The sequence below is a fragment of the Halomonas sp. McH1-25 genome (assembly GCF_022348165.1).
Classification (GTDB): domain Bacteria; phylum Pseudomonadota; class Gammaproteobacteria; order Pseudomonadales; family Halomonadaceae; genus Modicisalibacter.
This window is the reverse complement of record NZ_JAKRFI010000001.1, coordinates 436,200-449,773: the sequence shown is the minus strand read 5'-3', so window position 1 is coordinate 449,773 and position 13,574 is coordinate 436,200. Positions and strand designations below refer to the sequence as shown.

The 13,574-nt window shown below is 61.6% G+C and carries 10 protein-coding genes; 6 read left to right on the top strand and 4 right to left on the bottom strand.

Going from position 1 to position 13,574, the window contains the following annotated elements; translation table 11 throughout:
* Positions 1 to 136 precede the first annotated feature (136 nt).
* The 4 genes from MHM84_RS02205 to MHM84_RS02190 all read right to left on the bottom strand — a co-directional run bounded on the left by MHM84_RS02205 (position 137) and on the right by MHM84_RS02190 (position 5,191).
* Positions 137 to 1,462: a DEAD/DEAH box helicase gene (locus tag MHM84_RS02205; protein WP_239261985.1), complete on the bottom strand. Its 1,326-nt coding sequence runs from the start codon at positions 1,460 to 1,462 to the stop codon at positions 137 to 139.
* 161 nt (positions 1,463 to 1,623) lie between these two features.
* A complete protein-coding gene (locus MHM84_RS02200) occupies positions 1,624 to 2,199 on the bottom strand; it encodes an ABC-type transport auxiliary lipoprotein family protein (RefSeq protein WP_239261983.1) in 576 nt (191 codons plus the stop codon).
* A 54-nt stretch (positions 2,200 to 2,253) separates the two neighbouring features.
* Complete coding sequence (gene pqiB, locus MHM84_RS02195) at positions 2,254 to 3,903, bottom strand: intermembrane transport protein PqiB (protein WP_239261981.1); 1,650 nt, start codon at positions 3,901 to 3,903, stop codon at positions 2,254 to 2,256.
* Positions 3,896 to 5,191: a paraquat-inducible protein A gene (locus tag MHM84_RS02190; protein WP_239263791.1), complete on the bottom strand. Its 1,296-nt coding sequence runs from the start codon at positions 5,189 to 5,191 to the stop codon at positions 3,896 to 3,898. Before MHM84_RS02190 ends, pqiB begins: the two co-directional genes overlap by 8 nt.
* Positions 5,192 to 5,443: 252 nt before the next feature.
* Here MHM84_RS02190 and MHM84_RS02185 point away from each other — a divergent pair, with 252 nt between their 5' ends.
* The 6 genes from MHM84_RS02185 (at position 5,444) to cydC (ending at position 13,566) form a co-directional block, all read left to right on the top strand.
* Positions 5,444 to 6,415 (top strand): calcium/sodium antiporter, encoded by a 972-nt coding sequence (locus tag MHM84_RS02185; protein WP_343218269.1) that lies wholly within the window; start codon positions 5,444 to 5,446, stop codon positions 6,413 to 6,415.
* A gap of 73 nt (positions 6,416 to 6,488) precedes the next feature.
* Positions 6,489 to 7,460 carry a calcium/sodium antiporter gene (locus MHM84_RS02180; protein ID WP_239261979.1) on the top strand — a complete coding sequence of 324 codons (972 nt, stop codon included), beginning with the start codon at positions 6,489 to 6,491 and terminating at the stop codon, positions 7,458 to 7,460.
* A gap of 270 nt (positions 7,461 to 7,730) precedes the next feature.
* Positions 7,731 to 9,143, top strand: a complete 1,413-nt coding sequence (locus MHM84_RS02175; RefSeq protein ID WP_239261977.1) for a cytochrome ubiquinol oxidase subunit I — start codon at positions 7,731 to 7,733, stop codon at positions 9,141 to 9,143.
* A gap of 3 nt (positions 9,144 to 9,146) precedes the next feature.
* A complete protein-coding gene (gene cydB / locus MHM84_RS02170) occupies positions 9,147 to 10,148 on the top strand; it encodes a cytochrome d ubiquinol oxidase subunit II (protein WP_239261975.1) in 1,002 nt (333 codons plus the stop codon).
* A gap of 6 nt (positions 10,149 to 10,154) precedes the next feature.
* Positions 10,155 to 11,855, top strand: a complete 1,701-nt coding sequence (cydD, locus tag MHM84_RS02165; protein ID WP_239261973.1) for a thiol reductant ABC exporter subunit CydD — start codon at positions 10,155 to 10,157, stop codon at positions 11,853 to 11,855.
* On the top strand, positions 11,839 to 13,566 hold the full coding sequence (gene cydC / locus MHM84_RS02160) for a thiol reductant ABC exporter subunit CydC (RefSeq protein WP_239261971.1): 1,728 nt from the start codon (positions 11,839 to 11,841) through the stop codon (positions 13,564 to 13,566). The genes cydD and cydC overlap by 17 nt, the downstream gene beginning before the upstream one ends.
* The last annotated feature ends 8 nt before the right edge of the window (positions 13,567 to 13,574 follow it).

Genomic DNA, 13,574 nt, shown 5'->3' with positions numbered 1-13,574 from the left:
TGAGACGGGTCAATCTCTTGCAGACATAAGAGTACTCGGCCAGGCGGGTTGAAACAATTCATGCCTTGCCGTATTGGAAGCGCAAGGTTCAACGCAAGGTAGGCCGGCACCGAGCGATATCGATGCCGGCAAGCGATCAGGCTTGTTGAGAACGCTGGGGGCGGCGGCGGCGGCGCTGTTGGCCGGCATTGTCACCTTGGCGTTGCTGGCTGTCGTTGCGAGCGCCGCTCTGGGACTTTCCCTGGCGCGGATTGGCGGTCTTGTTGCGAGGCTGCTGTCGGCCATTGCCTCCGCGGCGACCGTTCTCGATAGGTTCGGGCTTGGCGTTGGGATCGGGCTCGAATCCCGTCTCGATATGCTTGGGCAGGTCGCGCTTGATCAGCTTCTCGATATTCCGCAGCAGGCCATGTTCGTCGACGCAAACCAGCGAAATCGCCTGACCTTCGCTACCGGCCCGGCCGGTGCGTCCGATGCGATGCACGTAATCTTCGGCAACGTTGGGAAGCTCGAAGTTGACGACATGAGGCAGTTCGCTGATGTCGAGGCCGCGTGCAGCGATGTCGGTTGCCACCAGGACCTGGAGGCTGCCGTCCTTGAAGGCGGCAAGGGCGCGGGTGCGGGCCGACTGGCTCTTGTTGCCATGGATCGCCATGGCGGGAATGTCCTGCTTGTCCAACTGTTCGGCAAGTCGGTTGGCGCCATGCTTGGTGCGGGTGAAAACCAGCACCTGGTACCACTGGTGGCGCTTGATCAGATGGGCCAGCAGATCGCGCTTTTTCTCCCTGTCCACTCGATAGACGGCCTGATCGACGGTCTCGGCCGTGGTGTTGCGACGGGCGACTTCGATCATCGTAGGCTGGTCGAGCAGACCGTTGGCCAACTGCTGAATTTCATCCGAGAAGGTGGCCGAGAACAGCAGGTTCTGACGCTTGGCGGGCAGCAGGCGCAGCAGTTTCTTGATGTCGTGTATGAAGCCCATGTCGAGCATGCGATCGGCTTCATCGAGCACCAGTGTCTCGACCCGCGATAGATCGACATGGCGCTGCTGATGCAGATCCAGCAGGCGACCCGGCGTAGCAACGAGGATATCGAGGCCCGGACGGACGGCGTCGATCTGCGGCTGAGCGCCAACGCCACCGAAGATGACGTGCGAGCGCAGCTTGAGATGACGGCCGTAGGCGGTGACGTTGTCACCGATCTGGGCGGCAAGCTCGCGGGTTGGGGTAAGCACCAGGGCGCGCACCTGGCGGGCGCCGGGGCGGCCGCCGGCACTGAGACGCTGTAGCAAGGGCAGGGTGAACCCTGCGGTCTTGCCGGTGCCCGTCTGGGCGCTGGCCAGTAAGTCGCCGCCCTTGAGCACGGCGGGGATCGCCTGGCGCTGGATCGGGGTCGGGGTGGTATAGCCCTGCTCTTCGACGGCACGTAGCAGCTCGGCGCGCAGGCCTAGATCGGAAAAACTCATGCAAGCTCCGGATATACGCACTCGCCGCACACCTGAAGGGTGCGTCCCGGGCCAATGCGAAGAAAAGAACGGTGACAATGGAGGCGCAGCAGGGGGACGAAAAAGCTGCGACGCGCATCATGACAGAAAGTCTCGCATGATGCACGCCAAGAGGCTGCAGCCTACAGTGAGCGGATGCGCTGAGCGATGTCGACGGCGACTTCATCCCAGCTCTTGCCGAGGGCGCGAACCAGGGCGGGGTAACCGTCGCTATCCAACGCCACACTCGCCGAAAAGGGCTCGATGGTCAGAATGTCGCCGTCGGCATCACGCAATTGCCAACGTCCGCCGGCTACCGCCATGCCATCGTAGCGGCCCAGGAATTCATCGACCTCCACGCGCAGATGCCAGGCATCGTTGACGTTGCCGCTATCCAGCACACGGGTGTCGGGCAGGCGCTCGGCCAGTCGCTGACGCAGGCCGCGACGCAGTTGGCGGCCCAGGTCCTCGGCCCATAAATGCGTGCTGGCCTGATGTAGCAACACATCGTTGCGCTGCAGGACGATGCCTTGACCGGAAAGGTAGTTGGCCACCTGGACGCTATCGATCACGAGGGTGCGTTGGGGAGACGGCGCCGTCGGCTCGTTGGTATAGGTACCTGGCGGGAGGGTGTAGCGCTCCAGCGAGGAGCCACCGCCGCCTGCGGCACACCCCGTAAGCCAGGCCAGCAGCGGGAGCAATATCAGGACTCGCATCATGGATCGTCCTCCGTTAATGAACATTCTGCCGGTGCCGTTCGACACCGGCTGTGCTTAGCGACTCGGTGCTCTGGGAACCGGATCCGCGCCACCGCTGCGGTCGAAGATCAGCGCGCTGGGTTGCTCGCTCAGTGTCCTGGCGACCGGCTGCAGGTCGCGGATCAACTGATCGAGGCTTTCCAGCGTCTCCGTCAGCTCGCGATAGGCATCGGATTCCGGCGACAATCCCTGCAGGGTCTGACGCAGTTCGCGCAGCGATGCGTTGATGTTGTTCAACAGATCGCCGGTGGTCGGGTCGTCCAGCAGGGCCTGCAGGGATTCTGCCGTACGGCGCACTTCGACGAGTACCGATTGCGAGGTCTGTAGATTCTCGTCCAGCCCTGTCAGGATAGGCTCGATTTCCAACTGATTGAGTTTCTCGAGCAGGTTGGCGACCTGTTGTTCGATCTGCGCGAAACCACCGGCAGTGGTGGGGAACACGGGAATGCCATCGAAGGTCTCGCGCTGATAGTCGCCGGCGTCCTCTTGGAAGTTGAGATCCACGAACAGGGCCGCGGTCAGCAAATTGCCGGTTTTCAGCGAGGCTCTCAGGCCGTAATCGAACATCCGGCCGATCCGCTCGCGCCACTCGTCCAGATCGATATCCTCGGGGGCATCGTCACCGCTGCCCAGGCGCTGGGGCTCGATGCGAATCAGCACCGGGATGGCAAAACGCTGCCGCGTATCCGGCTGTGGCGCACTGAAGTGCCACGGGACGCTGACCACCGTACCGACACGTACGCCGCGGTACTCCACAGGTGAGCCGCGCGATAGACCGCGCACGGTGTCGTCGATCAGAAGGACGTATTCCAGATAGCGGTTGAACGTGCCCTGGAGGGCGCTTTCCTCGTCTGGATAGAGCTGGTAGGTGCTATCCGGTGACGCCTCGGGCCCCATGGGCACGTCCGAGGGGACGCCGAAGGTCACGCCACCGCCAATCAGCGTCTCGAGCGACTCGACGTTGGCATTGAAGCCCTCGGAGGTCAGGTTCAGGCTGATCGCCGCCGCTGTCCAGAAGCGTGTACTTTCGGTCACCAGGACGTTATACGGTGCCTCGATGAACAAGCGATGACGCATCTTTCGCGTCTCGGGATCGAACTCGGTATTTTCCACCCGGCCTACGGTAAAGCCCTGATAGGTGACCGGATCACCGACGTTGAGCGAGCTTCCCACTTCGCTGACCAGGTTGATACGAATTCCTTCGGCATTGGGCGGTGCAACGGGGGGCTGTTCGAGAACTTCGAAATGATATTGCGGTTGCTCGCTCCTGCCGGGCTGCAGCTGGATATAAGCGCCCGACAGCACGGTGCCCAGGCCGCTGATCCCTTCGCGCCCGATTCGCGGCTTGACGACCCAGAAACTGGTGCCTTCGTTGAGTAGCCGGTCGGTATCCTCCGCCATGCGCGCCGTCACTACGGTATGGGTCAGGTCATCGGACAAGCGCACCCCCGTGACACGGCCGACCTCGACATTGCGTGACTTGATCAACGTTTTGCCCGCCTCGATGCCTTCGGCATTGGGCATGATCAAGGTGATTTCGGGGCCACGGCTGGCATAGTTGTCATAGACCAGCCACAAACCGATGATCACGGCGACCAGCGGCACGATCCAGATCGGCGACAGACGGGTTTGACGATGACGCTCAGCGCGATGCGCTTCAGGCATGACGGGCTTCCTTGTCAGACGTTTCGAGCGGGGGAGATTTCCATAGCAGGCGTGGATCGAAGGTAATGGCTGCGAGCATGGTCAGTACCACTACGCTGGCGAAAGCCAGTGCGGCAGGCCCCGGCGTGATGGTCATCAATGCGTCGGCACGGATCAGGGCGACCAGTATCGCCACGACGAAGATATCGACCATGGACCAGCGACCGATGAATTCAGTAAGCCGGTAGAGCCGAGTGCGCGTGACGGGATGATAGCTTGAGCTGCGTCGGGCGACGATACATAGCCAGGCCAGGGCGATCAATTTTCCGACCGGGACCAGCACGCTGGCGACGAAGATGACCAGTGCCACCGGGATCGAGCCCGCCTGCCAGAGTTCCACCACTCCGCCAATGATCGTTTGTGGGTCGCTGCTGCCCAGGTAGGTGGTGGTCATTATCGGAAAGACATTGGCCGGAACGTACGCCACCGCAGAAGCGAATAGCAAGGCCCAGGTACGTTGCAGGCTATGTGGCAGCCGGGCATGCAGGCGTTCGCCGCAGCGCCGGCAACGGCCATGACCCTGCCCGTCGAGGCGATTGACCAGGCCGCAGGTCGGGCAGCCACTGAGCCCCTGAGTCGCGGCAACGGTTCCGGTTCGGCTACCTTCCGGGGCCAATGGCTCACCGGCCAGCGAGAACCACATCCAGTCGCTGTCGATGGATTGCGTCGTGGCCAGTAACAGCACGGCAAAGCAACAGAAAGCCCAGAACGAAATACCCAGGGTGACACTTGCCAGGCCCGAAATTTTGATCAGGCTGACCAGCGCGCCGATGATGAATACATCGGCCATCATCCAGGGATGCAGATGTGCCAGGGCACGCGCGATGTAACGGCTGGCAGGCAGCCGGATGCGCTGGATCAGGCCGGCATGCAGCCAGATGACGCCTGCCAGGTAGACGGCCGGCAGCACCATGATCGTCAAGGCTACACTGATCGCGACCAGGGGCTGATCGAAGCCGATCAGAGTGGCTGCCGTCTGGGGAAGCTCGATGCGGTTGCTGACGCCACTGACCTCGAAGCTGACGAAGTCGAACGAGACGGCGAGGACCAGGGCGACCAATGCGGCGATGCTCAGAGCCAGGCTACGCTCGGCAGGTTGCTGGTGGCGCGTTGCCAGCGTGTGCCCGCACCGGGGGCAGTCGGCTTTCTGCCCGGCGCGCAATGGCGGCAAGGCCACCAGCCAATCGCACTCGTGACAGACGCGCAAGCGTCGCCGTGTTTGTCGGGGCGTTGGGTCTACCGGGCGCATGTCCTGGTCGAAAGGCTCCGAAGTCGTTTTGGCTGAGCGTAGGTTCACGAGCTAGCTTCCCGCCGACATTTGACGATAAAAGTCGTTCCTTGACGTATGAACAGTGTAACCTTACTGGCTGCGCGGTACGAACCAGTGTCGTTGCACTGGCGTATCGTGCAACCATGCTTAGCTGGCCAAGGTTTTTCACCTTGTGGTTCGCAAGCGCCCATGCTTCGCTGTGCGCACACTCATCGGTAAGGGAGAAGTAACGTGTTAATGGCCATCGCCGCCATCGTGGTAGGGTTGATCATACTGGTCTGGAGCGCAGATCGCTTCGTGGATGGCGCTGCCGCTACCGCAAAACACTTAGGCGTGCCGTCCCTGCTCATCGGCATGCTGGTCATCGGTTTCGGCACCTCGGCGCCTGAGTTGATGGTATCGGCCCTGGCTGCCGGACAGGGCAACCCCGGGTTGGCACTGGGCAACGCCTATGGTTCGAACATCACCAATATCGGTTTGATCCTCGGCTTCGTTGCCTTGATGAGCCCACTTGCCGTTCATTCGCAAGTACTAAAGCAAGAGCTGCCCCTGCTTGGCCTGGTCACGCTGATTTCGGCATGGTTCCTGCTGGATGGCACGATTTCCCGGCTCGATGCCACGATCCTCATCGTTCTGCTGTTCGTCGTCATGGGCATCAGTATCTGGCGTGCCCGCCAGGGCAATGGCGATGCACTTGGTGTGAATACCGAACAGGACATGGCGGAAAACGCCATGAGCCTGAAGGCTGGGGTGGTCTGGACCTTGGTCGGGCTTGTACTGCTGATTGCCAGCTCGCGGATGCTGGTGTGGGGCGCTGTCTACATTGCCCAGACGTTCGGCGTCAGCGATCTGATCATCGGCTTGACCGTCGTCGCCGTGGGTACCTCCCTGCCTGAGCTAGCCTCGTCGATCAGTGCCGTGCGCAAGAAAGAACACGATCTGGTCCTCGGCAACGTGGTCGGTTCCAACCTGTTCAATACGCTGGGTGTCGTGGGTTTGGCCGGGGTGATTGCGCCGATTCACTCCGTGTCGGAAGCTCTGTCTCGCGATTGGCCGGTCATGGCTGCGCTGACCCTGGCCGTGGTGATCTTCGGTATCGGTTGGCGAGGTCAGGGGCGGATCAATCGCCTGGAAGCGGCAGCCTTGCTCGCTGCATACGTCGGCTATACCGGCTATCTTGTTTATACCGTTATCTCAGCGTAGTTCACACATGCCATGCCGGTGATGGAAGGGATCCTGAATCCGGCATGCGCATCTGACAAGAGGAGACAGGGACGTGTGGCTTCCTCTGTTGTCTATCGTCATAGGACTCATCCTGCTGGCCTGGAGTGCCGATCGCTTCATTGACGGCGCGGCGGCCACCGCTTTCCATCTGGGGATGCCACCGCTTCTGGTCGGCTTGCTGATCATCGGGTTCGGTACGTCGGCGCCGGAGATGGTGGTGTCCGCGCTGGCCGCCATACAGGGGAGTCCCGGTCTGGCATTGGGTAACGCCTACGGCTCGAATGTTGCCAATATCGGCTTGATTCTCGGCGTTGTGGCATTGCTGAGTCCACTCGCCGTGCATGGCCAGTTGCTGCGTCTGGAGCTGCCCGTTCTGGGGGCAGTCACGTTGCTCTCCGGTGCCTTGCTGCTGGATGGCACGATTTCACGAATCGATTCGGCATTACTGCTCTTCCTCCTCGCTGCGGTCGTCGTGCTCAGTATTCTGCGAGCACGACGACGCGCCAGGAAACAGCCGGTTGACCTGGATGAAAGCCGAACAGCGGGCCAAGGCATGTCGCTTCGTCAGGGCATGATCTGGACCGGGTTCGGGCTGGTAGTGCTCGTCGCCAGCTCACGGCTGTTGGTCTGGGGGGCGGTGAGCGTAGCCGAGGCGATGGGGGTCAGCGATCTGATCATCGGTTTGACTGTCGTCGCCATTGGAACGTCATTGCCTGAACTGGCCTCGTCGATCAGCGCCGTGCGCAAGCGAGAGCACGACATGGTGTTGGGCAATGTGGTGGGGTCCAATCTATATAACACCCTTGGCGTGGTTGGGCTGGCGGGGGTCATTGCGCCGATCCATACCGCGTCGGAAGCCCTCTATCGAGACTGGCCGGTGATGGCGGCGCTGACGCTGGTCATGGCCCTCTTTTGTCTTGGCCGCGGCGGCCCGGGGCGAATCTTGCGTTGGCAAGCCGCGCTGCTGCTCATGGCCTACCTTGGCTACAACGCCTACCTGATCGGCTCGGCCCTTACCGTTTAGCGGTGAGTTCCGCCAGCTGCGTCAACGAGACACACCTGGGGCGGGTGGATAAGCTTCAAGTGTCGTTATCGATTGCGTAGCATGGCGTTAACGAGATCGTACTACGCCCGGATACTGTTTGTTTTGCGGCATAAGCTGCGTGAATGACTATCCTCTGTGTGTCGTTTACGAATGCGCGACGGCCACTCGGCCCGAGTGACAATAATCGGGAAGACCCGAAAAACGCATCGACGGCTGCCTCTGAACCACGACTAATGTCAAGGAGAAGCCATGGAACTTGATCCGATACTTCTATCGCGATTGCAGTTCGCCTTCGTTGTCTCTTTTCACGCGATATTTCCCGCCTTTTCGATCGGCATAGCTTCGTTCGTGGCGCTGCTTCAGGGGCTTTTTGTCTCGACGGGCAATCAAGCCTGGGAGAGATTGTCGATTTTCTGGACCAAGGTGTTTGCCGTTGTCTTCGGCATGGGCGTGGTGTCGGGCATCGTCATGGCTTTTCAGTTCGGTACCAACTGGAGCAATTTTTCGCAGGCGACAGCCAACTTTTTCGGACCCATGCTCAGCTATGAGGTGCTGACGGCCTTCTTCCTGGAAGCGGGGTTTCTCGGGGTACTGCTGTTTGGTCGCGATCGCGTATCACCGGGTGTGCATCTGTTCGCTGCCATCATGGTCGCCCTGGGTACGCTCATTTCATCCTTCTGGATCTTGGCTGGCAACAGCTGGATGCATACCCCGGATGGGGTCGAGTTCCGTGACGGCGTCTTCCATGTCACTTCCTGGTTCGATGCAATCTTCAATCCGTCCTTTCCTTACCGTCTGGCGCATATGGTAATGGCGTCCTTCTTGGCTGGCGGTTTTGTCGTGGCTGGGGTGAGCGCCTGGTATTTGCTGCGCAAGCACGATGTCGAAGCCAACCGCAAGGCACTATCGATGACCCTATGGCTACTGTTGTTTGCGGCGCCGGCTCAAGCGGTAATCGGTGACTTTCATGGCCTGAATACACTGGAGCATCAGCCGGCCAAGATCTCGGCGATAGAGGCCATCTGGGAAACCGAGGAATCCGTACCATTGCTGCTCTTTGCGATTCCCGATCAGGAAAACCAGACCAACCACTTCGAGGTCGGCATTCCCAAACTGGGCAGTCTGATCCTGGCCCACGATCCCAACGCTGAGCTGCCCGGCCTGAACGAGGTGGCCCGCGACAGACAGCCTCCCGTGTGGTTCACCTTCTTCGGGTTCCGCATCATGGTGGGGCTGGGGGTGTTGATGATTGTGTTTGCTGTAGTCGGGCTGGTATTGCGCCGTGGCGGCAAGGTCTATACCAGCCGGTGGTTCCTGCAGGGATTGAGACTGATGAGCGTGACGCCATTCATTGCCCTGCTTGCCGGCTGGATCACGACCGAAACCGGGCGGGCTCCCTGGCTGGTTTACGGCATGATGACCCATGCCGAAGGGGTAACGCCGTCACTGAGTACGGGGATGGTGTGGTTCACCCTGCTGGGCTATATCGCCGTTTACGCCGTCATTTTCTGGGCTGGGCTCTATTACCTTACGCGGGTAATACGCAAGGGGATTCAGGAAGACGAGGCTGGCACCGAGGAAAGCCATCGCCCCATGCGTCCCATGTCGGCCTCGCATGTGTCGTTCGATAGCGAAGACGATGCTGCACCAAGGAGGGGATAACCTATGGATACCTACGTTTTATCGACCATCTGGGCTGTCATCATTGCCTTCAGCATCATCATGTACGTGCTCCTGGACGGTTTCGTGCTGGGCATGGGTATTCTCTTCCCGCTGGCTCCCGACGAAGAGGCTCGTGACGTCATGATGAATACCGGGGCGCCGATCTGGGACGGCAATGAGACCTGGCTGGTATTGGCGGGCACGACGTTGCTAGGGGCGTTTCCGCTGGTTTACACCATTATTTTGCCGGCGCTTTACATCGGCGTCTTTCTGATGGTCGCCGCGTTGATCTTCCGGGGCGTGGCGTTCGAACTGCGCTTCAAGTCGCATCGTTCGCGCAAATGGTGGAACCTGGCATTTGCCGGCGGCTCCGCTGTGGCGGCTTTCGCCCAGGGTGCCGTGGTAGGCGCCTATATTCTCGGCTTCGAAACCGAAAGCCGGACGTTTGCCGGCGGCCCCTTCGACTGGCTGACGCCGTTCACCATCATGACCGGACTGGGCATGATGGCAGGGCTGGCGCTGCTGGGGGCAACCTGGATCATCATGAAGACCGAGGGTGCAGTTCAGGACTGGGCCTTCCGTCTCGTGCCCAAGCTGCTCGCCGGCGTACTGCTGGTGTTCGCCATCGTCAGCTTGTGGACGCCGTATGTCGATCCCAATGTCTGGAATCGCTGGTTCAGCAATATCCAGTTCATCTGGATATTGCCGGCAATGGCGCTGCTCAGCGCCGCTCTGCTGTTCTGGGCGGTCAAACAGCGGCGCGACAGGCTGCCGTTCCTGGCCACCTTGAGCATGTTCATCTTTACCTATCTGGGGCTGCTGGTCAGCCGCTGGCCATACGTGGTGCCCCCCAACCACACGCTATGGGATGCCGCCGCTTCGCCGAGTTCTCAGCTGTTCTTGCTGATCGGGACATTGTTCGTCATTCCGATCATTCTCGGCTATACCGCCTGGGCGTACTGGGTGTTCCGAGGCAAGGTACGGCCGGGCGAAGGGTACCACTGAGCGCTTATGGAGGAGTCCGATCTAACTCCGCGTGGCTGGCTGCGCCATCAGGCGACCCGCGTTCGAGTTCTCTTGGCGCAAGTCGTGGCGCTGGGGGTGGTCGTGGGGTGCCTGACGATCGTTCAGATGGGCCTGCTTGCCTGGATCGTCAGTCGCTTGACCATAGAGGGCATCCCGGCCGACGAACTGATATGGCCTTTCATGGGTCTGGCGTTGGTCGTCGTACTGCGTGCCCTGGCCCAGTGGGGCCAGGAAAGCGCCGGCAACGAGGCTGGAGTGCGGGTGCGCTCGCGCCTCCGCGCCGAGTTGCTGGATCACCTGGCAGCGCTAGGACCCCAGCGTCTCAGCGATCAGCACAGTGCGGGCCTGGGCGGCCAAGTGGTAGAGCAGGTCGAAGCGCTAGACGGTTATTTCTCGCGTTTTCTGCCTCAGCTCCGCCTGGCCGTCGTGTTGCCACTGATCATATTATGCGTCGTGCTGTGGCTAGACTGGTTGGCGGCGCTGTTTCTGCTTCTCGCGGCTCCCTTGATTCCGTTGTTCATGGCCCTGGTGGGCATGGGGGCCGAGCGGCTCAACCGTGAGCAGTTTCTGGCCGTGACTCGACTGGCCGGGCACTTTCTCGACCGGGTCCGTGGCGTAACGACGCTGCAGCTGTTCAACCGCACCGAGCGAAGCGTCGATGAGGTGTTCACGGCAGCGGACGATTATCGACAGCGCAGCATGCGCACGCTGCGTATCGCCTTTCTGTCGTCGGCCGTCCTCGAGTTCTTCGCCTCGGTGGCGATTGCCGTAGTCGCTATCTATATCGGGTTCGGGTTGCTGGGATACATCTCGTTCGGGCCGGCCGATGAACTGACTCTGTTTAGTGGCTTGTTCGTTCTGCTCCTGGCGCCGGAATTCTTTCAGCCGTTACGCACCCTGTCGCAGCACTATCACGATAGAGCGGCGGCACTGGGGGCCGCGGACGCTCTGGTGAAGCTGCTCAAGCGTCCGGCGCCCGCCGAGCCCGTACCGGCCGAGGTTTCCGAGACCGAGGGGCAGGCAAGCGGTTCGCGTGTTGACCTCGAAAACGTCGTGGTGAGTTATCCCGAGCGCGGACGTGTACTCGGGCCGCTGGATCTCGTCATCGAGCCCGGCGAGTGCCTGGCCGTGACAGGGCCTTCGGGAACGGGAAAATCGACCTTGCTGCACTTGCTGGGCGGGTTCGTCACACCGGCCGAGGGAAGCTATGAGGTATCCCCTGCAGCGCCCATTGCCTGGATGGATCAGCGTCCTTGGCTGGTCAAGGGCAGCCTGGCAGACAACCTGCGCCTGGCTGCACCCGATGCAGACGAGGCGCGTCTGTATGACGCTGTCCGTCAGGCCGGATTGGGTGCGCTGATCGACACGCTGCCTGACGGGCTCGACACTTCCCTGGGGGAGCGCGGCCTGGGACTGTCGGGCGGGCAGGCGCAGCGCTTGGCGTTGGCGCGTGTATTTCTCTCGCAGGCGCCGCTTGTACTGCTCGACGAGCCGACCGCCAGCCTGGATGTCGACACCGAGGCCCAGATCATCGGCTCGCTGCGCCGCCTTATCGACGCAGGCAGAACCTTGATCGTGGCCACGCATCACCCGGCATTGATAGACATGGCGGATCGCGTACTTACGTTGAGCGAAGGCCGAGTGATCGATTCCCAACGGCGAGGACGCAATGAAATCGAGCAATGACGCGACGCTGACTGCCACCTTTCGTCCTTGGATGAAAGTGCTTGGCCGGCGACGCCGCCGGCTGTGGCTGGGTGGCTTGTTGATACTGCTTACCGTCGCTGCCGCGATTGGCCTGCTGGCGCTGTCCGGCTGGTTCATCACGGCGACGGCGGTTACCGGGCTGATGCTCGCCGCCGGCATCCAGGCCACGCTCGATATTTACCGTCCCGGCGCCGGCATCCGCTTCTTTGCCGTCGGGCGCAGCGTGGTGCGTTATGTGGAGCGTGTCTACAACCACGAGACGGTGCTGCGCCTGCTTGCCGACCTGCGTGCCGGCATGTTCACCGTCATGACTCGCCTGGATGAACGCGTGGTGGGCCAGTTGCGCGCCTCCGAATGGCTCAACCGCCTGACGGCGGACATCGATGCGCTGGATAGCCTCTACCTACGCCTATTGGCACCGCCACTGGTGGCATTGCTGGCGATTGCCGGCATCGGTATTCTGCTGGGGCTGTTCGTGCCGGGCATCGGCGTGGCGGTTGCCATTCCCTTGCTCGGATTATGGCTATGGCTGGTGGTGGGCCAGGCCCGTCTCGGGTTGGCGGCCAGCCGGCGCAGAATAGCCACCCTCGATCGGCTACGCATGCGCAGTATCGAACAGATGCAAGGCTTGGCCGAGTTGCGCTGCTACGGCACGCTGGCCACGCATCGCCGTGCATTGGCCGACGAAGAGCGCGCCTTGTACGAGGACCAGCGTCGGCTCGGGCGCTATCAGGCGTTGGGTAATGCCCTGGTGGGCATGGGCGTTACGCTGAGCGCAGTGTTGGCCCTATGGCTGGGAGCCCGGGCATTCGGTGCCGGTGAGATAAGCGGGCCGGTCATGGTCATGATGCCCCTGGCCGTACTCGCCATGAGCGAAGCGCTGGCGATGTTGCCCAGTGGCTTCACGCATTTCGGCAGTACCTTGGCCGCGGCCGAGCGCCTCAACGGAATTGCCTCGTTGCGTGGCGCGATTCGCGAACCACAGGCTCCCGAGGCCTTGCCCGAGGGGGCGTTGTCCCTGGAGATGGTCGATGTCTCGTTGGACTATTCCGGCACGGGGTTGCCTAGCGAGGTCCGTAGCGTGACTCCGGCGCTCGAGCGTGTGTCGTTCAGCGTGCATGCCGGAGAGCGTGTCGCATTGCTGGGCGAGTCGGGGGCCGGCAAGTCGAGTGTCGCCAAGCTGGCCACTCGACTGATCGAACCCGAGCAGGGGCAGGTCCTCATCGGTGGCAACAACGTGCGTCAGGTGGCGTTGGGCGAGCTACGTTCACGCATCGGCTATCTGACTCAGCACGCCGAGCTTTTTCATGACACGCTGGCAGCCAATTTGCGCCTGGGCGATGCCCAGGCCGATGACGCACGGCTATGGGACGTGCTGAGTATCGTCGATCTGGCAGCCTGGGCTCGTGAGCTGCCGCAGGGACTGGACACATGGGTCGGCGAGTCGGGGCGTCAGCTTTCCGGTGGCCAGGCCCGCCGCGTGGCCCTGGCACGGGTACTGCTGTGCGATCCGGATCTGGTGATTCTCGACGAGCCATTTTCCGGGCTGGATGCAACGACGGCAGCCTATATCGCCTCAAGGCTGGACGATTGTCTGGCCGGGCGCACCGTCATCTATCTGGCGCACGACGAGGCGGGCCTTCCTTCGGTCGATCGAGCCTTACGCCTGCGGGAAGGGCGGCTCACCTAGACTTTGCG

Coding starts and splice junctions, on each gene's coding strand:
- cydD (WP_239261973.1), top strand. CDS start 10,155: ATGGAGGAGTCCGATCTAACTCCGCGTGGCTGGCTGCGCCATCAGGCG.
- cydC (WP_239261971.1), top strand. CDS start 11,839: ATGAAATCGAGCAATGACGCGACGCTGACTGCCACCTTTCGTCCTTGG.
- MHM84_RS02190 (WP_239263791.1), bottom strand. CDS start 5,191: ATGCGCCCGGTAGACCCAACGCCCCGACAAACACGGCGACGCTTGCGC.
- MHM84_RS02205 (WP_239261985.1), bottom strand. CDS start 1,462: ATGAGTTTTTCCGATCTAGGCCTGCGCGCCGAGCTGCTACGTGCCGTC.
- cydB (WP_239261975.1), top strand. CDS start 9,147: ATGGATACCTACGTTTTATCGACCATCTGGGCTGTCATCATTGCCTTC.
- MHM84_RS02200 (WP_239261983.1), bottom strand. CDS start 2,199: ATGATGCGAGTCCTGATATTGCTCCCGCTGCTGGCCTGGCTTACGGGG.
- pqiB (WP_239261981.1), bottom strand. CDS start 3,903: ATGCCTGAAGCGCATCGCGCTGAGCGTCATCGTCAAACCCGTCTGTCG.
- MHM84_RS02175 (WP_239261977.1), top strand. CDS start 7,731: ATGGAACTTGATCCGATACTTCTATCGCGATTGCAGTTCGCCTTCGTT.